Origin of the sequence: Chryseobacterium sp. 22458, from assembly GCF_052044975.1 — a bacterium.
Lineage (GTDB): Bacteria > Bacteroidota > Bacteroidia > Flavobacteriales > Weeksellaceae > Chryseobacterium.
Genome location: NZ_JBQEOA010000001.1, coordinates 342,547 through 363,861 on the forward strand (window position 1 = coordinate 342,547; position 21,315 = coordinate 363,861).

A 21,315-nucleotide genomic window follows, 5' to 3' on the forward strand; every position below is an offset into this window, starting at 1 on the left:
ATTACGGGATGTCTGTAGCCATTTTGAATACTACCAAACACTACACTAAGTATTGCATCTGACCATAGAAAGATAAATATAAACAAATGAAAAAAACAGATACATTTTCACATTATCGTGAAGGAAAATCACAAATGCAGCGCTTTTTAGCAGAACTAGATCCTGGCAATCTTGAATTACACGATTTCGATTTGTTTGACTGGCTATTATTCGCAAATAATTTTGCTCAGCGTGTAAACTACTTTGACAAAGGTGATAATAAAACATCGAAAGGGAACTGGGGAAACTTCTTCCTGGGTGATGATGCCAATCCTATTCCACGTAGAGAAAGCGTTGAGTATAAAAGTATGAAAAAACAGGTTACAGATCTTATGTCCGGGTTTGAACAGGATAGCAATCTGACCCCTCACCTGACATTATTTGTTTGCTTTTTGAAGCTATTGGATTTCTCGAAAAAAGCCTTCAATAATCTGACGAAAAGGCACTTGGATTTCTATTATAATGAAATTCTTCAGATTGAGAAAAATGATGCCAGAGCAGACAAAGCCTATGTGATCTTTGAATTGGCCAAAAAAGCAATTCAGGAAAAAATCCCGGGAGGAACATTGCTGGATGGCGGTAAAGACTCAAAAGGAAAAAAAAGGATTTATAAAACAGGAGACGAGCTTATTGCCAACCAGGCAAAAGTAGTGGAGATCAAAAGTTTCCTGAACGATGTAGAAAAAGGAGAGCTTAGAATGGCTGAGATTGCCAATTCTGCAGACGGTCTGGGAGAAAAATTACCGGAAGGAAGCAACTATTGGTGGCCGTTTGGCTATAACTCAGCTGAAACAGCTTCAGATAAATCTATTTATAAAAAACTTCCAAAAGCTAAGCTTGGATTTTCTGTGGCGTCATCATTATTCGATTTGAAAGAAGGTGACCGGACAGTAACACTTAAAATTACTTTTCATAAAAACGGAACACAGAAGCTCCAAGAACTTTCAATAGAAGATATTGAAAATAATATCAAAGTGCTTTGCAGCGGAGAAAAAGAATGGCTGTCAGGAATTGCTCTGAAATGTACTGACAGGACAGAAAGTCAACTGGAACTTTCTTTCAACTTACCTAAAGACTTGCCTGCTGTTGTAAAATACAATAAAGAAGTGCATGCAGAAGCGTTCCAGACAGATCTTCCTGTGGTAAGGCTGATGATAGAAGGGGAAAAGTATTATAATATGTATGAAGCGCTTTCCGAAAAATCATTGAAAAACATCGAAATATCAGTTGATGTAAAAGGAGTAAAATCTGTTCAGATTGAAAATGATAATGGTGCATTGAATTCGGAAAAACCTTATTATCCGTTCACTGCACAGCCGGTTAAAGGATCTAACTTTTATATCAGGTTTCCTGAAATGTTTTCCAAAAAATGGAAAAAAGCAGACATTACGATCAACTGGAAAAATGCGCCTGATTCTATAAAAGAATTATATGATGGATACGTCATCAGACCCAATCAGAATATCAGTTTAAAAGAATTTGAAGCAGCTGAAAGACCTTCCATTGTAAGTGATGATCATTATTTTAAAGCAGATACCGCACTCCTGGAAAAAGAAATATGGAATACCAAATCTCAGGATATTGATGTATTTAAACAGGTGGACGGTGCTTATAAAACCCTGTTTTCTGTAAATAACGGAGGAAATAAACCTGGAACAGCAGGAGCGATCAGAGTAACACTGAAACAGTCATCATTACAGGATGTATACCCGAAACTGTATACACTGGCATTATCAAGCGATCCTACCAGAAAAAAACTGATTCCTAATGAGCCTTACATCCCTTTTGCTGAAGATATTGAACTTAATTATACTGCAACAGAAAGTGTATACTCTTACTTAAGTGAAGAATCTGCCGGGGAAGCCTCAAAAACAGAAGGCGTACAGCTGTATCATGAAGACGTATTCGGACAATACGAAAAAGACGCTGAAACCGGAAGCATTGTGCCTGTACACCAGAATGGAGGTGAGTTATACATTGGTCTGGAAGCCCTGCCGAAAACAACGGTTTCTCTATTGATCCAGATGCTGGAAGGAAGCGAAAACCCTTTGGTAGACCCCTTCGAAGAAAAAGAATTTATAGAATGGCATATCCTTTCAGGGAATACATGGGTTGATCTTTCAGATGATATGCTGCAAAATGAAACCAGAAAATTTCTGGAATCAGGAATTGTAAAGTTCAAAATTCCACGAGATATCAATACCAGCCATACAAGGCTTACAGACGGATTGGTCTGGATCAGGGCAAAGTCAAAAAGAAGCTATGATGCAGTATGTAAAATTCAGGGAATCTATACTCAGGCTGTTTTAGCTACCTTCCAGAATCAGGATAATGACCTGTCTCATCTGAATAACGGACTGGAAGCAAAAACCATTGCTAAACTGATCACAAGAGTTCCTCAGGTAAAATCGGTTAACCAGCCGTATAACTCTTTCGACGGTAAATATAAAGAAGCAGATCTGGAGTTTTACAGACGGGTGAGTGAGAGATTAAGACATAAGCACAGAGCAATTACACAATGGGATTATGAGCAGCTGGTATTACAGGAGTTCCCGGAAGTCTTTAAAGTAAAATGCTTGAATCACACCTCAGAAAAGTCCTATATGGCTCCAGGACATGTGACCCTGATGGTAGTACCGAATATTAAAAATAAAAATGCTTTTGATATCTATCAGCCCAGAGTAAGCAGAGCCAGCCTGAATAAAATTCAGAATTATGTAAATGAATTAAATACCATGCATGTAAAAGCTCAGGTAGTGAATCCTAACTATAAGGAAGCCCAGGTAGAAACAAAAGTTAAATTCTTTGAGCAGTATGACGAAACATTCTATACCCAGCAGTTAGACGAAGATATTAAAAAATATATATCACCATGGGCATTTACAGACTCTAAAGATATCGACTTCAACGTAGAGCTGAATGTGAATCATCTGGTTAATTATCTGGAGCAGCTGCACTATGTAGATTACGTGGATGAGATCAAAATACTGGTGAATAATGTCATACAGAAAAAAACATTGATCGAAGTGGATCCGAAATCAATTCTGGTATCTGCCAAGCAGCACAAGGTCACTATTACAGATCAGGTATGTATTTAATAATAAATAGAAGAAAACATAATCATGTCAGAAAATAAACATATTAGTATATCAAAAAATATAGAAACTGGGGATCAGACAGATTTTCATTTTCTACGCAGAACAGGTATTGAATACATCGAAAAGTTAGGAGGAAAACTCTGGACCGATTACAACTCTCATGACCCTGGTATCACCACCCTGGAAGTCTTAAGCTATGCGATCACAGATCTTGGGATGAGAATGAACCTGAATATGGAAGATATCTTAGCATCCAAAGATGCGAAAAAAGATATTCATACACAGTTTCTGAAGGCTACAGAGATTTTACCTTCAAGGCCCTTAAACGAACTGGACTATAGAAAATTGTTTATAGATATCAGTATGGCAGGAAGTCATACAAGACCCATCCGTAACTGTTGGCTGATACCTAAAACCGAAAAATTATATGTTGACTGTAAAACCGGAAAATTAGACTTTAAACCTATTGGTGACAAAACAGAAAGCTTTAATGTAAAAGGACTCTATGATCTGTATGTAGATTATGCCGAAGATATTGATGCTGAAGGAAGCGGCTGCGACAAATCTAATGTCAATATTCAAATCCTGGACCGCTACCATGCCAATAGAAGCCTTTGTGAAGATCTGGCAGAAATCAAACAGGTAGAAACCCAGAAAGTGGCTGTATGTGCCCGTATCGGTCTTGTAAACAAAGCTGATGAAGAACTCGTACACGCCAAAGTATTAAAAACAGTCAATAATTACCTGTCTCCGGAGGTTCATTTTTATTCGCTGGAACAGATGCTTGATAAAGGGCTGAGTACAGATCAGATCTTTGACGGGCCACTTCTGAACAACGGTTTTATCGATACTGAAGAGCTTAAAGCCAGTCAGTTAAGAAGAGAAGTGCGTCTTTCCGATATCATCAGTGAGATCATGAAAATTGACGGTGTGAAAGAAATTCATGAAATTTCTATTGCAGGCTGTGATAATGTGGTTAAGCAAACCAATGATTGGCTGCTATGCATTGAGAAAGGCAGAAAGCCGGAACTCTGTGAGCTAAGTTCATTCAGCTACAGCAAAGGTTCCCTTCCTCTCAATATCAATGATAAAAAGGTTCAGGAATACCTGGAAACACTTAAAAAAGAAGAAGAGCTGCTTAGAGATGATGCAAGGCAGAATAAAGAACTGCCTTTACCACAGGGAACTTCATACGATATCGGAAACTATGCTACGATTCTAAATGAATTTCCGGATACCTACGGAGTAGGAGTATCAGGCATCATAGGAAATCAGACTCCCGAGAGAGAAGCGCTGGCAAAACAATTACAGGGATATTTGCTGTTTTTTGATCAGATCCTTGCAGGCTACTTCAAACATCTTGAAAAAGTAAAAGAAGTATTGAGCATCAACGGTGGCCTGAAAAGAACCTTCTTTACACAGGCCCTTAAAAATATCAAAGGCTTTGACCAGTTGGTTTCCAGGTATGCTACAGACGATGATGATCTGCTTACAGATTCATTATATAAAGAATTGGATAACAGTGTGGAACGTAGAAATGAAGTTTTAGATCACTTGATTTCCCGTTTTGCAGAAACATTCAGTGATTATACTTTCCTGATGAAATCATTGTATGGAAAATCCAGCGATGAAATTGTATTAAGCAATAAAGAAAATTTCCTGAAAGAATATACCTCGCTAAGTAAAGACAGAGGCCTGGGGTACAATTATACCCTGATTAGAGAATCGGATATCTGGAATACCGGCAATATTTCAGGGGTGCAGAAAAGAATTGCCCGCCTGCTGGGAATTAAAAATTATACCCAGAGAAACTTATCCCAATCACCCGTATCTATCATTGAAACAGTAGACAATGGTAAAAAAAGTTTTACCTGGAAGATCAAAGACAAAGATAGCAATATTGTCCTGTCATCTGTAAATACCTATACCACTGAACATATTGCTACCAAAAATCTGAATGAAGCAATTTATCAGACCATTCAGATCGATCAAGAAGACCTTGAAAATGCCTTAGGCAAACTAGATGAGGAAAAGCCTGAAATGATATTGGAGAAATTAAAAAATTGTGAAAATGATTTCTGTTTAATTGGAAATATAAAAATCCGGGTTTCACAGGGAGGGAACTATTATTTTGAAATTATAGATGATACCGCTCAGCAAAATGTCATTGCCGTTCACAAAAAAACCAATCCTTATTCAACGCTGAAAGATCTGAAGGAAGGAATTGAAAAAACAGTGAATTATTTCAAATATGAATTTACGGAAGAAGGTATTTTCCTTGTTGAGCATTTATTACTGAAGCCAACGGTTAAAGACTATAAACTGATGGGCGGCATTGGATGTATGTCTATAGAAGGTTCTTTCAGAATCATGTATGACCTTGAAGAAAAAGAGTCTCCAACAGGCCCGATTCAATATTCGGAAGCTTTTATGGATTCTTGTGAAGGTTGTGAAACAGAAGTTTTTGACCCTTATTCCTACAGAGTAAGCGTTGTTCTTCCCGGGTTTGCCTACCGTTTCCAGGATCCTGATTTCAGACGCTATGCCGAAACAGTGATCAGACAGGAAATTCCTGCGCATGTTTTAGCAAAAATCTGCTGGGTAGGAGATCGTTTGAGTGAGCAGCAAACCGCTCAAAATGACTTGTCAGAATTTGAAGTAGCCTTTAAAAAGTACCTTTCAGATAAATCAAGAAACAATATTGCCAATCTGGGAAACAGCATTACAGATTTATTGGCTGCTCTTGCCCATTTAAATAATATTTATCGACCGGGAAGACTTCTGGACTGCGATGCAGCTGATAATGACATTCTGGACGGAAAAATCATTTTAGGACAATCAAACTTATCAAAAATCAAAAAATAATGAATACTAAATTAGACCATGTAACAACCCAATATAGGAAGTTCAACGACAATCAGGCGTTAACAGAAGGGCAATTAAACGAATTTATTGACTATTTCGAAGATCAGGACAGACTATCAAGAACCAGGCTGAGTGGCGTGGGAATAGTATGCGGTTTTCAGGCAAAATATATAGAACTTGAAGTAGCACCCACTTCCGCAGAAAAAATTTCCAGACCCGGAGGAGTGGATCTTGAGCTTCCCTTTGATACGATCAGAATTACACAGGGAGCCGGAGTAACTACAGATGGAGACCTGATAACACTGCGTCAGAAAGGAAGTTCACCAGCAGAAGCTACTATAGATTTCGCATCTAAAAATTACAGATATTACAGAGATTATATTGATGAAGTAAGATATGAGCATTTTCGTATCGGAGGGCAGCAAATACCTCTTCTGGAATTATATACGACACAGGAGTATAATGAAGCAATAGCTGCAGGTATTGATGCGGGCAGCTTTAAACTGGTAAGTGATATCAGTACCACTTTAAATAACAAAATAGTCATCCTCTACCTGGAAAGCTACTCCAATGATGAGAACCCTTGCCAGGATGCTGATTGTGATAATAACGGAGCAGAACAGGTATCTAATCTTAAGGTTCTTTTGGCAGATTCAGCATCTGTTTCCGATCTTATCACAAGAGGTGATGCTAAAGACACGATTTTTAAACTTCATGACACCTATGAGAAGCTCTTTGACAGCCTGCCTAACCTGGAGACCAGAAGAGTTATCCTGGATACGGAAGTTAAAACAGCAGATCAGTTAAAAACAAAATTTAAGGAAGCAATTACTGCTGTTGCAGAATTAAGCCAGGGTTTCAGCTCCATTGCGGATACTTTTAACGTAAGTGTCAATCTGGGAGGGCAGACCCTGTTCGATAAATTGAACTTTTTATTGTCCAATACCTCTCCAGTCTTAGAAGACTATCAATACAGGTATGATCTGCTAAAAGATTTGATTGATACCTACAACGAAATAAAAGGACTGATCCTGCATCTGAATGCAGAATGCTGTCCGGATATAACTTCATTCCCTAAACACCTCATGTTGGGACCGGTAGGAGCACAGTTGGAATTAGGACAATACACTCCTTTACGTCATGGTTTTTATAATTCACCGGTGACAACCAATGATGATGAGAATTATGAAAGAGTTGTAATGCTTGCCAATCGTTTTGTGCAGAAAATCAACGGATTCCAGTCGTATATCGGACGTATTAAAATTACGCCTTCCAATCTGAATGTAAGATTGGGGAATAAAGCAATACCTTATTACTATAATGTAGACAGACCTTTACTGGCTCAATGGAACTTTGAAAAGTCAAAAACCGACAGGCAGGCTTACAATTTAAGTTATCATACAGCCAATCTGGCAGGAGAGGATTTTATTCAGAATCCATTGAATTATAATATTGACAACAATGATTTCTATAGAATTGAGGGCCATCTGGGAATGCCTTATAAAACAGCCTTACAAAATATCAACGATCTCAAAACACAGTACGGATTGGCATTTGATGTCATTGCATTGGTTCTGAATAAAGGTGAAAAACCTGGTGGCGAACCGCCGGTAAGAGAAAAAACAGTATCCATAGATGAGCTAAGAAAACAATTGATATCTATTTCCAGTGATGTAAGCAACCGTACAGCTAATTCACAGAATACGCTGCTGAACATCTCTAAACTGGATGAGCAATTAAGATTGCTGAACCAGGCTGAATTTGCAAAAGAAGGATCATCTGAAGGAGTTACCGTAGTAAAACAGGATCCTAAAAAAGATGATGTTATAAGTGAACTTTTAAGTGAATTCCTGGAGCGTAAATCCGGATTGGAACACGTATCTGGGGTAGAACCGGGCGGAACCTTTGCTATGATTTACGAATCGGAAGCAAAAACCAAGGTGCTGGCAGATTTCTCGTTGCCTTACCTGTGCTGTTCTAAAAAGGATCCTGTATTCCTTTCATTACCTAAGAACAAACTATGTCAGAAAGATGCTCCGATTCCTATGACAATTGTTCCGCTGAACGGTGAAGTAAAAGCATTTGTAAATGGAACTCCAATACCTGCCGTTACACAGTCGGGAGGTCAAAACTTCTTTGATCCTGGTTTAGTTAATACTTCTTATTTCGGACAGACCATTACCTTTACCGTTAATGGTGATCCTGTAGAAGTGCAAATGGTTGTACATCCTCAGCCAAGCATTACTTTAACTATGGATAGCCCTATTTATGATTATGCTAATAATCAGGCTGTTGTTAATTTTAGAGTAACAAATACAGGATCTGGCCAGATCACTGCTTACCAATGGAATTTTGGTGATGGTCATACAAGTAATGCGGTTCCTGATGCCAATGGAATGGTTGCACACCTGTTCTCAATAACACCAAATGAAAATACCACATATCATGCAACCCTTAATGTTATTGCTGAAAATACAGGCTGTAGTACACAGGTTCCTTTGAATGTTGAATTAAGTGGTTTACAGCTTGTGCCTTGTAGTGATAATTTTAATTACAATGGAAATTCCGGAGCTTATGAGTATAATATCGATTTTGGAACAGATACAGGTATTGCAGGTATTAATTATGATGCAATCAGTGTTCCGGACAGATTTGTCATTGAATGGAATGGTCAGAAATGGGATAGTGGCTTTGTGGGATCAAGCAGCTTTAATGGATCTTTAATAAATGCAGGCGTTAGCCCGTCAGATATCCATACTGCTAATCCATCGAATGGATCGGGTCAGTTAACTTTCAATAAAAATACTCCTACTCCAAGATTTGCTAAAGTTACGGTTTATGCTCCTCTGAATGGTACAGCATGGAGGGTTTCAGGTATTTGCCCTCGTAATAATAATTAGCATAAGTAACTTCTCGGGCAGGCCATCTGCCTGAGAAGATTATGAAAAAACCTTAATACATCATTAAAAAATTAATAATAATGAATAATAAATTAAGTAATATATCAATCCAATACCGCAAATTCAGCAAAGGACAGTACATAGAAGATCCGGATCAGTTCAATGAATTCCTGAACTTTTTTGAAGATCAGGACCGTTTGTCCAGAGTACTGCTGCAGGGAGTAGGTATTGTCTGCGGTCTCAAACCGAAACTTATTTACAAAAACAGACTGCTCAGCAGCATAGACCTTTCTCAGGGTGCAGCACTTACAACCGACGGGGATTTACTAACCTTGAATAAAACCAATAAGGTGAGTGAAGATCTGTACGTGAGTGATTTAAAAACTGTAGATCTTGAATACAAAAGCTTTACCCACTTTAAAGCATATGATAATTTCAAAATAAGATACCCGTCATTTTATGAAGGGGACCAACAAATTGAGCTTTGGGAACTGGCAACAGCTCAGGAAGCACCGTCTGATTTTCAGCCCATTGCCAATCTTTCAAATTTAAATGACAAATATCTGTTACTCTATCTGGAAGATTATGAAAAAGATGTTAAACCTTGTAGAGGTGTTGACTGTGATAATCATGGAGTACTGCAGATCAGAAACCTTAAAGTATTAGTAACTACAGCCCAGGGAATCATTCATATCCTTGGAGATGAACGTCTGGTCATTGACCCTATAACCGGTGCAGCCATACGAAGCAGAAAAGACCGTATTCAGCCGCATCCTCTGTTCTCAGATGGTATATTGGGTCCTGTTGAACCACAAAGGGTTATTCTGAGCAGGCTTATTTCAGAAAGCGGTGTTGAAACCCGGTATACAACTGCCGATCTGAAAAAACTGTATTCTGAAGCTTTAACGAAATATGGTTTTGGCCAGGTTGTTTTTGAAAAAATCCAGACAATTTCTCAGATCATGGGATTTCCAATTATTTATCCTTATCAGATATTCAAAGAGAAGGTAGAAAAATGTCTTGCTCTGGATGCCGGGTTTCAGTATGCGTATGATGTATCAAAAGATCTGATGGATACTTATTCTGAAATTATAAAACTACTTCCCAAAGCTTTTACCAGAAATTTTCCGGATTTTGCTTCTTTTCCTAAACATATCATGCTTGGAAAATTAATATCGGATACTCAATTGGATTCCACAAGGCATCAGTTTTATAATTCGCCTGTTTTAGATGATGAAAAAACAACACAAAAGCTCAAAGAATTAGTCAGCCGTTTTAATCAGCAGGCATTGAATTTTAAATATTCGGAGAATAAAAAACCGATTAAAATTACTTCATCGCAAAAACTAAATCCCCTGGGTAATAAAGCGATTCCTTTTTACTATGAAGTTACAGAAGGATTTTTAAAATCCTGGAATTTTGATAAGACAAGTAACAGGTCAATTGGAGACAATATAAGATATGAACTGGCGTTCTTGCATCCGGAATCCGGTGTACAGGGGCCTGTAGATTTTAGGATAGATAAAAGTTCTTTTTACAATATAGAAGGCCATCAGGGCATGGATTTCCAAAAGGCTTTTGAACAGATAAAGCAAATCAGAGATAAGGAACAACTTGGGTTTGATATTGTGGCACTGTCATTAGAGGAACTCGTAGGCAATAAAGATCTTTCAATAGCTTATTTCAATGATTATGTAGATAAACATCCGGGATTAGAGCACAGACATGGAGTTGAAAAAGGAGGATCTTTTTTAATAGTTTATGATTCTATCAGAAATCCAAAAGTTATCGCAGATTTTTCGCTTCCATACATCTGTTGTACTCCAAAAACTGAAGTTAAATTAAGCTTACCAAGTAATGTTATTTGTTCTAAAGCAGGGGCGGTACCTTTTACTGTACTTCCTGTGAGCGGCGTGGTAAAAGCTAGCGTTGCTGATCATTTAAATGGAGGAGTGGAATTAATCAATGGACAATACTTCTTTAATCCGGAGGTGATAAGCCCATCTTTGATAGGTCAGGAAATTTCCTTTACTGTAAACGGAAAACCAACCAGCTGCAGTGTCAAGGTGGTTGTACAGCCGGATGTTACAATAGATGTTGTTTCAGTTGATTATCCAAGCGATGGTTCAAATGCAACAACCGTAAACTTTAAAATTTCCGGAACAAGTTTTACAGACTATATTTACCAATGGGACTTCTGGGATGATGGAGGTTTGATTACTCTAAACCCGGGTACAGATGGAAAGGTGAGCTATACGTTATACGATCTTAATCCGAAAAATATTCCGGTAATAAAAGTGAATGTGAGTGGTAACGGATGTACTCAGGATATTATTATAAGAGATTGGTACAAAGTTCCGGCTCGATTAAGTTTGCCAACAGATATTATTTGTTTCGGGGACGATGCTATACGTTTTACTGAAGTAATTCCTGCCGGCGGCCCTATAGTAGCTTATGTTGGTGCCAATATTATTGATAATCATGATCAGGTTATAATCTCCAGCAACGGTACTTTTTATTTCAATCCAAATGGAGTAAACCCTAATTTGTTTGGTCAATACATTACATTTAAGGTAGACGGACAACCGACTAATTGTCGTATTAAAGTGGTTCCGCCACCTAAAGTTAGTGTTAACTATACTGTTGATTATCCAGCTAACGGTTCAACGGATGCAACAATAAACATTGATATGTCCGGAGATTACTATGAGCATTATCTTTACGAATGGGATTTCCAGGGTACTGGACAATATACTGCCAAGCCTCTTGTAAATGGTAAGATCAGTCACAATTACACCAATCTGAATCTAAACAATATCCCTGTGATAGGAGTGAGAGTGAGCGGTGGTGTATGTAAGCAAGAGATATTAATTAGGAGTTGGTATGACGTTCCGGTTTCATTAAGTTTGCCAAGTAAGGTTATTTGCTCTAGAGCCGGTTCTATAGATTTTAATGTATTCCCTTCAACTGGAGTGGTAAAAGCTCAGGCTGGTGCTGAGTCTAGTGTTACTCTATCCAGTAACGGCGTTTATTCCTTTAATCCTGGTGCAGTGGGCTCAAATTTATATGGTCAAAACATTACTTTTACAGTAAACAATAAACAAACTAATTGCAGTATTAAGGTTCTTCCACCACCTACAGTCAATGTCAATTATACTGTTGATTATTCAGGTAACGGTTCAACAGATGCAACTGTAACCATTGAAGTTTCGGGGCCATACTTTACTGAATATACTTACGGCTGGGATTTCCTGGGTACTGGACAGTATACTGTCATGCCTCTTACAGATGGTAAGATCAGTTACAATTACTCTAATCTGGATCCAAAGAACATTCCGGTGATAGGAATAGAAGTGAAGCTAGACGGATGTACTCAAAAAATACCGATAAGTGAGTGGTACAAACCTACGTATGTTGTGATAGAAAGTATTAGCTTCCCTAATAAAAACTGCTGTAATGTTGAGCTGCGCACTATCGAGGCTGATGCAGGCAGGAATCAAAACTATGTTCTATCTAATGGTGACTTACGTACCAGAGAATTAGGAATAAAAGGATGGGGCCGTGGAGCAGATCATCTTCTGTATTTCTGGAGTAAAATATTCGGTCCGGATGTAATACTTGAGAATGTTAACACAAATTCTCTCACCATCAAAGACATAAGTGAAGGAAAATATATATTCCAGCTTTTGGTCAAGGATGCTGAAAGTGATGCCTTTGCAATTGCTACAGTAGAAGTAATAGTGCAACCATAATGTAAAGGGGTGTTTTTTATTTTTAAAATAATTATAACATCCCTTAGTACTAAAAAAATAAACAATAACAATAAAACATACTATAATGGAAAAATGTGATGTTTCATTTAAAATAGGATATCGATCTTCCGGGACAATAACAGATGCTTATGTGAAATATAAATATCCGCCAGACTCCTTAAATGAAGATATCTTTGATATAACGAATGCTTTACTTCAGAATCCTGATTCAATAAAACTGCCTAATATTCAGACTTCAGGTACTTATAATTTAGAGGTTGGATTAAAGGTGAACGGTGTTGCTGATACAGAAAATGCTACTTTGATCGTTGGGAGATGCAGCTCTTGTGAAACTCCGAAGGTCTATGACGTAAAAGTGGAGGAAAACGGTCAGATTGTAATGAATTACGAGGTTATTAATACTGGTAATCTTGCGACATTGGAATATCAGATAGCAACAGATCCAAGCTTTGAAGAGCAATATATTATTTATTCAAAGGTGGGCTTTAGTGATAAAGATTATACCCAATTTGAAAATATTGACATGAGAAATGGAAATATTCCTGATAAAACTACTTTATACATAAGAATAAGAAAATATTGTCTGTCAGATGGAATTTCGGGTTGGTCGAATTTTATTCGATTTGACTCAGGAGTATGGGGTGTAGAAGCTTACTGCTTGTCTGCCAATTCTGTGCGGGATATAAATTCTCTTTGTCATGGGATTTTCCCTGCCTGGCTGTTGAAAGTGGTTGTGAAGCCCTCTCCACCAGGTGTGGGTGGCACAATTTATCTGACTAATGGTAAGCCTGCAATACCGGAAAATATAAGAGAATTGGAGCAAAATGCTCCGGAAGATTTGAAAAAGAGTGGAATCAGATGGATTACATTCCTAAGGTCTGATTCTGAGTTTAATCCAAGTTTTATTTATCGTGTACAGCCAGAAATTGCTGAAATAGGGGGTGTTGAAGAGGAGAAGTGTTATTATTAGAATACCTTAACTATGATCACATAAATTGCCCCAATAAAATCCTCAAGAAATTGAGGATTTTATTCACTCAGGCAGTTATCTTCTGTTGTTTTTACGTCTGGTACTGATAATATTGAACAGTTTGGCAACATCTTTCAGGTGGATTTCCATATCCTCATAATATTCGTTGAGAGAATGAAGGGTGATGATACCGTTCTCCACATCATGATTGATGATCCGTTTTACTAGAATTCCCTTTTCTTTGTGAACGATAACGAAATCCCATTTGTCATAATGCAGTTTACTCATCCAGTAATCCTGTCTGATGTTCCGGCATAAGATAATATCGCCTTCCAGATAGCTTTCGTAGGATCCGTTGTCCATACTGTCTCCTTTCACTTCAAAACACATATATTCACCACGGTGCTCTACATCGTCGGTAAAAGGAATGGTGGGTAGGCTTTCGATGTATTCTTCATCTGCAAACCTGCTCAGATAGCCGGCTTGGGCATATTGATTCGCAAGCGGTACATTCATGATCTTCAGATCAGAAAAAACAACAGGGGATGCGCTGTCATCATTGAGCTTTTTTTGTTGCTCCTGCAGCAAATTGGTTACAAAGTAAGCCGTTGTTTCCGGTATTTTTCGTTCGCCTTTTTCCCAATATTGTACGGCTCTTGTTCCTACTCCTATAGATTTTGCGATATCAGCCTGCTTCATGTTGAGTTTCTTCCTGATTTCTTTGAATTCTAAATAGTTCATTTTGATAGGTTTATAGTTGTTTATGAAAAAAAATAAACAAATTGTTCGCTTTTTGTTTTGAAAAACGAACAATGTTCGTATATTTGTTTCGTCATTAAGACAGAACGGTACAAATGTACAAAATTATATTGATAGTTTACTATTTAATTATTGTTTAAAAAAGATAATTTTTTTTATAATAAGCTGTAATTAAAAAAGTTAAAAGCTGTTGTTTTGTGCTTATAGTATTTAAATGCTGAATTTTTGTTTTTTGTTTTATCCGAAGCTAATGAGAACAGAAAGATCTTTCATAATTTATATATATGTAAAAAATGCGCTTTTTATGTTTTTTAATAATGATATATGTGCGTTTTTGTATCGTCTGATTAATGATAAAAATGCGTTTATTTTTGATTGATGTAAAATGGAGCAGCCGTTTAGCTCTTTGTTTTCTTGAAATAAAAACTACTGTTAGCATATAAAATACCGGTTAATTATAGTTATCAGTATTAACACCTCCTGTAGGACAAACAAAATTTTGGAGCAAACCATTGTTAAAAGCAATATGAGACCAAAATAGAATGTTGTGTTCTTGTACAAATAATTACGAAAAGTAAAGACTGCTATGTAACTGTTTATAAAATGTAAAACCTTATAAGCATAATAGAGTTGTTTGCAGAAAAGAAAATTTAGAAAAAAAGCTGAAGGATGATTTCATGAGAGCATACCGGATATCAGTTTTCCGGAAATCAAAAATTAAATAATGTGACCAGGCATCTGTTCAAAGGCTTCAAAAAGTCTTCAAGGTTTCTTACGGGCCCCAATGAAATGGGACAAATAGGAAATATAAACACCTGTCTGATGAAGAAAAAAAACTTTTAAACCATAAAAACTTTTAACCAAAATGAAACGTAGTAAAGAATTAGTAGAAAAAAGAAAAGATTTTGTCATTGAATACGTAAAACGTAATCAGGATAAACAGATGAAAGTCATTGTAACTGAGCTGACAGAAATGTTGTTTTTGTCCGAAAGAACAATCTATAACATTCTTCTTCAGAGCTAGTTTGCGAAAACTTATACAAAGTTCAGTCTTACCTGTAAAATAATAATACGCCGAACCTTATCAATACAGCCGTTTAGAGCTGAAGGCACAGATGAATCAGATTTGAAATTATTTTTTCTAAAGATAGAAAAGGAATTCCAGGTTATTGTACTACCGATAACCGCCATCAATCCGATGAATCAAAAGGCTGTCCTTACCTGTTTCTCAAATGTAAATTTATAGCTAAACATACCAAGTGAAAACCGTTTTTGCTCTCAGTTCCGGTTCTTTGAATTGACCGATCGATCTTAAAAAAAGAAACGACCTGAACCTGAATGATGAGAAAAACAATTTCAAAAAATTAAAAAACAACTGACTATTAAAAACTTTAGAAACCATGAAAAAGAAAGAAAAGAAAAAAAAGAAAAAAGATAAAGAGAAACTGCAAAAACCCCGCAGAGATATCAATGATCTTATTGAAGAACTGGCCTATCTGAATGAAAATGGAAACATCCGGAAAAGCAAAAGGTTTTTAGATGCAATGTATATGCTGGATCAGGAATAATGAGACTTCATAGAAACTGTAATAAAATCAAAAATTTTAATAAATAATATATAGCAAAGAATGAATCTGGATAGTATAAAAGCCCTGTTAATCGGAACTGCAATAGCATTTTCAGGAGGATTGTTAAGGGTGCTGGTCTCCATACAAAACAAAGAAAAAAAACAACCCTGGGAACACTTTATCACATTGGTAATTGTAGTCATCGTAGGTTTTACAATGAGTTATCTAATGAACAGAGCCGAGCTGCATGACAAATGGTATTCAACAGGAGTACTCTTTGTACTGGGGTACGGGTATGATAAATTCCTGAAAATGATCACTAACAATCTGCCAAACTGGATTGATAAAGCAGTGAACCTTTTAATAGAAAACCGATATGGAACCGGCTCAGGCAGACTACCTGCCGAAGAAGAAGAAGAAAAAAAAGAGGATATCAACCAATAACCAAGCAATTAAAAAGATATGAAAACAATAGCTGTAATCCTTTTTGAAAATAGGAAAATAGCTAAGGAAAATGTGGAGTTAATCAATGAATTTAGAGGATAGAGCTGACTTATCCGTATGCTTCAGTCAGTGCAGCATACGATCCATCATTCAAAAAAGTTAAAAACCAGAAAACGAAGTAAACAAGTGAGCAAAAACTAGAAGTGACCTGGCATTACGTGTTTCTCATCACAGGCTGGCCGTCACTTCTAGGTTACTCAAATTCAGAATCCACTATTCACGGTCTTGTTCTGCAGACCAACAGGTATGTAAAGCGCACTCTATACAGTTGCGCTTTGTATGCCTTCCAAACAATGTGAAATTAAAAAATTAAGTTAATGAAAGCAGCAACTGTAGACAAAAACAGCAAAGCCCACCTTAGCCCAGGCCAAAAGCCCAAGCCGAAAGAACAGGTGATTGCCTCTCTGCCTGGAGTAGAAGAGATCAGTGTACAGACAAAAAAGTCTGAGAACTCGACTGATAGGGCTGGATCAGCAAACCCTGAAAGCAACCGGATCGGTCTTAATAATATCATGGCCTCTGCTCATAGCTCTCAAACAATTCATGGGAAGGGCTCGGAAATCATGTATGGCAAACTTCAGGAGAGTTTGTCAGCAACCGGAGATATCAACCATCCGGATACCAAAAAAATTGAAAAAAACTATATGATGACCCTAAGCCCCAATCAGGCACGGGATTACCATGATCTTAAATCCGGAACTTATCAGAGCAAAACAGTTCAGAAACCGGCTGCTCATCAAATAGTAAAAAATCAGGAAGATCCTGTAAAAACAACAAGGGAGAGAGAAAAAGAGACCTTACAAAAGACTGACAGCAAATCTGAAGCATCAAAACCTGTTATAGAGGAGAAGCCAAAAGAGAAAGCAGTTGAGATTAAAACTGCCCCAATTAAACCCATCTCATCCGAAGTTAATAGCAATAGCCCTAAAAAGGTTGCAAATAAAAATGAAAAACCCCGCTCAGAAAAGGCTGCAGAAGGCAAAAAAACTGTCAACAAAAAATTAAATTCAAAAACTAAAGGAGAAGAGGAAACAAAAGTTGCCATACCGGATGAAATACAATCTGTTGTTACTCCAAGAATGGATAAGGCTGTTGATAGCGAGCAGGCTGAAATAGCTCCGGATGCACAAACTACCATCAATATAGTGGGGCTTGTTGCGGCTGCACAGGAGTTTAGGGATCAGGGAGTAGAAGCCAGGAACCAGGTAAAATCTCAAAATGAAGCCGCTAAAACACTGAAAAATAAAATTAAAGAGGTTGAAAGAGAAATTCAGAAGTCAGATGATGATTTGCAGAAATCAGAAGATAGTATAGATCGTAAAGAAGCTCTGATCCATAAATTGGAAAAGGGGTTGGATACCTCATTAAAAAGACAGCAAAAGGTAGAACAGGAGGTAGGAATATACCAGCAGGAATATGATAAAAATAAGACCAAAGCAAGCGATTTAGATAAAGAAGCTAAAAGTTTACTGGGTGGATCACAAAAACACCAGGATCCCAAAAATGCTGATTCCGGAAAACTTACCAAAAAATTAAGTGAATTAAATACCAATGCCGGTACCATAAACCAGGCAGTATCTCAGGCAGGAAATACAACCCGGAAATTATCTCAGGAAGCCCAACAGGCTAAAGGAAAAAATACAAGAATAAAGAGCGAAATAACCTCTTCCAGAGCCTCGGTACAAAAATCAAAAGCTAAACTGGCGGCAGATACTAAAAAGAACATAGAAGCCAAAAAGGAGCTGGGAAAACTTACCCCAAGACTAAAACAGGCAGAATCGGAAAGTAAGAAATTAAATCAGGAAGCCAATGCATTGTTATTAGATTCGTATGTTATTGAGCATGAGATCATAAAAACTCAAAATGCTTATTATGCCAATATGGCCACTGTTGAAGGGCGAAATAGTTTAATACAAAAAGAAAAAGACAAAATTCAGCAAACCCCTAAAGAACTGAATGAGGCAGAGCGTTTATTAGTTGACTTTACCCAATTAAAAACAGAAGATGAACAAATAGTTTTCCTAAGACAATTAAGCCCAGGCCAACGGAATTTATTAAGAGATAAATTTGAAGAAGTAAATGCTAATTATGATAGTGATCAATCAGAACATCAAAGCTTGATCAGTCAGAATGTTGAAAGTATCAGAAATTCTCAAATAGAGGTCTTTAACAACAAGCGTAAAGATGCTTTACAAAAACCATTAAACTTGGTGACCAAAAATCTGAACAGAATTACAGGGCTAAAAAGATTGTGGATGTCTATTTCTATTGCGTTTTCAGATATTTGGAATGATATTACAAACATCAGCTGGACCGATGTAGGGAAATTTATTGAATCCATCTTTAGCCCTAAAGCGTGGTATGAAGCTATTTCCGGCTCTATCAGTGGTATTTGGGACGATTTGACAAGCTGGAAAGGATTCTCGCAAGATCCGGTAGGAATGATTCTGCAGAAAGCTGCCGGAATAGCCAATAAAGTACTTATCATAGCCGGTGTCATTACAGGGATATTGGGTGTTTTAACACTAGCCGCCGCTGTAGGATCAATTTTCACTCTGGGTGGTCTGGCGCCATTAGCTGCCTGGCTGGGAGCAGCTACCATAACAATGGGAACCATAACATTCTGGATTGGTGCCATCACATTAGGATTGAATATACTCAACGGAATTAAAAATATTTATGATGTACATACGGCAAAAACGGCTGACGTTTTATTCAAAAATTCTGGTGAATTAAAAAGTGATATTGCTAATTCAGGTATGGCTATTTTGGCAATGATAGGAGGTAAAGCCTCTAAAAAAGGCGGAGCATCCATAAAAGGTCTGGCAAAAAGAAATCCGAAAACTTTTGGTAAACGAATGTTCATTACCGCAAGAAATGGTTTAAAAGCACAAATTGTTTCTATCCCTAGAAGAATCACATCTGTTTTCAAAAAAGAGACATGGATCAAAGCGTCTCAACGTTTTCAGGCAGCTTATAAAAAAGCACAGGAATGGGTGGTGGAACCTTTCAGGAAAAAGACTGCAACGCCGCCAAGCCGCAACATGAATCAACTTCCTTTTGAAGAGCAGACGGTTCCTGACAGAATGCATGAACAGCCTTTACAGGAAAGTAATGGAAAAATAAATAATGATGTTAAAGTTGAAACAACTAAAGATAAAATGGAGTTACCAGCTGCTGATCATGAAGAATTTAAAGACTTTTATCATGGAGGGGTTAAAGAAAGTATTGATAATATCAGAGACGGAGGTGTTGATTTATCAAAAAGCAGGATTGATTTAGATTTCAATTCTGAAGGTACAGGAGCCTTCTATACCAGTGAAAGCTTAAAAGATACAATAAAATATAATAAAAGATTTAAAGATGCTTTAACAGATATAGCTCATTTTAAAATACCAGACGGGGAATTGGGTAAATTAAATATTAAGATATTTAAGGAAGCTAATGAAGAATGGGCTAAATTTGTAACCGAAGCAAGAAAAGGAACTTTAAAGCATGATTATGATATTGTTGTAGGTCCAAAATTGAAAAACCCTGTACAGCTTAAAGAAAAAGGATTTCATTGGCAAGATGCTGAACATATAAAAAAGCCAATGGAAATTCAGATAGCTTTTACCAGCCAGAAAGGAGTAGATGTTTTGAATAAATATATAATAAAATAAGTAAAATGAAAGATATATACATATACAAAGACGAATTTGATAATGAATGTACATTTCTTAGAGGAAAGTTCTATAAATACGTGTGCGATTTAATTACAGTTTTTTTTGAAGAGCCATTACCGGACAATGAGTTTCATAAAAATTTTGTGAATGCACTAAATAACCTTGAGGATTATCATGATGTCTACAAATTTACAATAGAATATCCATGGTACTGGGCAATTTGTATTATTGAAAATAATTGGACAGTTAATTCCCTAATAAAAGGAAAAAATGATGAAGAACTCATGGAGTGGGTTAAAAAGTATAAAAAAGAGAATGATATTGTATCCTTAATAATTGATGGGATCAATGAAGAAACCTATATTTTCACTAATAAAGAAGAAGTTAAAAGTTTATTTTTAAGAAAGAAATATTATGAATTTATATCTGCTTTGGTAAAAGATTTTTTTAAACAACAGATTAAATTTAATGATACTGAATATTCTCTTATAACCCGTCTAAATGCTCTTCCTTCGTCAGGCGTTTACACAGATATTATCCGTAGACTTAATATTCCTGTAATTGAGGAGATAAGTGATGCTGAGAATATAAATATAGAACATGCATTAGAGGAGAATGCCTATCAATGGGCAATGTCTATCATAGAAAATAAAGAAATAACAACTGTTTTGGATGATAAAAAGCTAGAAGAATACAATGTATTTCTTGATAAGTTTTTTAAAACCAATAATATAAAATCTTTTATTGTTTCAGAAAGTTAAAAGAATATTGAACTAAAGTTTGAACCTCATATCTTGTAATAAGAATGAGGTTTTTTATAATATATTCTTATCTTAAAATAATGATGCTTCTCCTCGCTACCGCACGATTATATCGTGTGGCTTTTACTTCAATTCCTTCTCAAAAGTTTTTTATCTTTATAAACATAATTGATAGATATAATTACAAGTTCCACAATCCTGAAGAATTATATTTCATAAAGTTTGCTGTCGATAGGTTGGTTGGATATTTTTAGAAAATTGGAAAGATTAAACCACACGATGTAATCGTGCGGCAGCAGAAAACCCTTTCAGGAAAAAGACTGCAACGCCGCCAAGCCGCAACATGAATCAACTTCCTTTTGAAGAGCAGACGGTTCCTGACAGAATGCATGAACAGCCTGTAAGAAATTCCT

General features: G+C 36.7%; 11 protein-coding genes. 10 read left to right on the top strand and 1 reads right to left on the bottom strand.

What is annotated here, in order from left to right:
* The first annotated feature begins 86 nt into the window (after nucleotides 1–86).
* From ACTJJF_RS01475 to ACTJJF_RS01495, 5 genes are all read left to right on the top strand, one after another.
* On the top strand, nucleotides 87–3,137 hold the full coding sequence (locus ACTJJF_RS01475) for a baseplate J/gp47 family protein (protein ID WP_440698441.1): 3,051 nt from the start codon (nucleotides 87–89) through the stop codon (nucleotides 3,135–3,137).
* A gap of 24 nt (nucleotides 3,138–3,161) precedes the next feature.
* A complete protein-coding gene (locus ACTJJF_RS01480) occupies nucleotides 3,162–6,002 on the top strand; it encodes a hypothetical protein (protein ID WP_440698442.1) in 2,841 nt (946 codons plus the stop codon).
* Nucleotides 6,002–8,902 carry a PKD domain-containing protein gene (locus ACTJJF_RS01485; RefSeq protein WP_440698443.1) on the top strand — a complete coding sequence of 967 codons (2,901 nt, stop codon included), beginning with the start codon at nucleotides 6,002–6,004 and terminating at the stop codon, nucleotides 8,900–8,902. Before ACTJJF_RS01480 ends, ACTJJF_RS01485 begins: the two co-directional genes overlap by 1 nt.
* Nucleotides 8,903–8,982: 80 nt before the next feature.
* Entirely contained in the window at nucleotides 8,983–12,654 is a 3,672-nt protein-coding gene (locus ACTJJF_RS01490) for a PKD domain-containing protein (RefSeq protein ID WP_440698444.1), read from the top strand.
* An 85-nt stretch (nucleotides 12,655–12,739) separates the two neighbouring features.
* Complete coding sequence (locus ACTJJF_RS01495; protein WP_440698445.1) at nucleotides 12,740–13,645, top strand: hypothetical protein; 906 nt, start codon at nucleotides 12,740–12,742, stop codon at nucleotides 13,643–13,645.
* A gap of 75 nt (nucleotides 13,646–13,720) precedes the next feature.
* On the opposite strand, the gene ACTJJF_RS01500 is transcribed toward ACTJJF_RS01495, so the two are convergent.
* Complete coding sequence (locus ACTJJF_RS01500; RefSeq protein ID WP_312296725.1) at nucleotides 13,721–14,386, bottom strand: S24 family peptidase; 666 nt, start codon at nucleotides 14,384–14,386, stop codon at nucleotides 13,721–13,723.
* An 883-nt stretch (nucleotides 14,387–15,269) separates the two neighbouring features.
* On the opposite strand from ACTJJF_RS01500, the gene ACTJJF_RS01505 reads away from it, so the two are divergent.
* The 5 genes from ACTJJF_RS01505 (at nucleotide 15,270) to ACTJJF_RS01525 (ending at nucleotide 20,902) form a co-directional block, all read left to right on the top strand.
* On the top strand, nucleotides 15,270–15,428 hold the full coding sequence (locus ACTJJF_RS01505; protein ID WP_165602510.1) for a hypothetical protein: 159 nt from the start codon (nucleotides 15,270–15,272) through the stop codon (nucleotides 15,426–15,428).
* 376 nt (nucleotides 15,429–15,804) lie between these two features.
* The gene (locus tag ACTJJF_RS01510; RefSeq protein ID WP_165602509.1) at nucleotides 15,805–15,972 is read left to right on the top strand and encodes a hypothetical protein; all 168 of its coding nucleotides are present in this window, start codon (nucleotides 15,805–15,807) and stop codon (nucleotides 15,970–15,972) included.
* 60 nt (nucleotides 15,973–16,032) lie between these two features.
* Complete coding sequence (locus ACTJJF_RS01515) at nucleotides 16,033–16,416, top strand: hypothetical protein (protein ID WP_312296734.1); 384 nt, start codon at nucleotides 16,033–16,035, stop codon at nucleotides 16,414–16,416.
* 377 nt (nucleotides 16,417–16,793) lie between these two features.
* Nucleotides 16,794–20,138, top strand: a complete 3,345-nt coding sequence (locus ACTJJF_RS01520) for a DUF3990 domain-containing protein (protein WP_440698446.1) — start codon at nucleotides 16,794–16,796, stop codon at nucleotides 20,136–20,138.
* Between the two features lie 5 nt (nucleotides 20,139–20,143).
* Nucleotides 20,144–20,902: a hypothetical protein gene (locus ACTJJF_RS01525; protein WP_440698447.1), complete on the top strand. Its 759-nt coding sequence runs from the start codon at nucleotides 20,144–20,146 to the stop codon at nucleotides 20,900–20,902.
* The last annotated feature ends 413 nt before the right edge of the window (nucleotides 20,903–21,315 follow it).

Excerpts from the sequence above, each read along its gene's own strand:
- ACTJJF_RS01515 (WP_312296734.1), top strand. The coding sequence starts at position 16,033 with ATGAATCTGGATAGTATAAAAGCCCTGTTAATCGGAACTGCAATAGCA.
- ACTJJF_RS01475 (WP_440698441.1), top strand. The coding sequence starts at position 87 with ATGAAAAAAACAGATACATTTTCACATTATCGTGAAGGAAAATCACAA.
- ACTJJF_RS01485 (WP_440698443.1), top strand. The coding sequence starts at position 6,002 with ATGAATACTAAATTAGACCATGTAACAACCCAATATAGGAAGTTCAAC.
- ACTJJF_RS01495 (WP_440698445.1), top strand. The coding sequence starts at position 12,740 with ATGGAAAAATGTGATGTTTCATTTAAAATAGGATATCGATCTTCCGGG.
- ACTJJF_RS01525 (WP_440698447.1), top strand. The coding sequence starts at position 20,144 with ATGAAAGATATATACATATACAAAGACGAATTTGATAATGAATGTACA.
- ACTJJF_RS01480 (WP_440698442.1), top strand. The coding sequence starts at position 3,162 with ATGTCAGAAAATAAACATATTAGTATATCAAAAAATATAGAAACTGGG.
- ACTJJF_RS01500 (WP_312296725.1), bottom strand. The coding sequence starts at position 14,386 with ATGAACTATTTAGAATTCAAAGAAATCAGGAAGAAACTCAACATGAAG.
- ACTJJF_RS01510 (WP_165602509.1), top strand. The coding sequence starts at position 15,805 with ATGAAAAAGAAAGAAAAGAAAAAAAAGAAAAAAGATAAAGAGAAACTG.
- ACTJJF_RS01520 (WP_440698446.1), top strand. The coding sequence starts at position 16,794 with ATGAAAGCAGCAACTGTAGACAAAAACAGCAAAGCCCACCTTAGCCCA.
- ACTJJF_RS01505 (WP_165602510.1), top strand. The coding sequence starts at position 15,270 with ATGAAACGTAGTAAAGAATTAGTAGAAAAAAGAAAAGATTTTGTCATT.
- ACTJJF_RS01490 (WP_440698444.1), top strand. The coding sequence starts at position 8,983 with ATGAATAATAAATTAAGTAATATATCAATCCAATACCGCAAATTCAGC.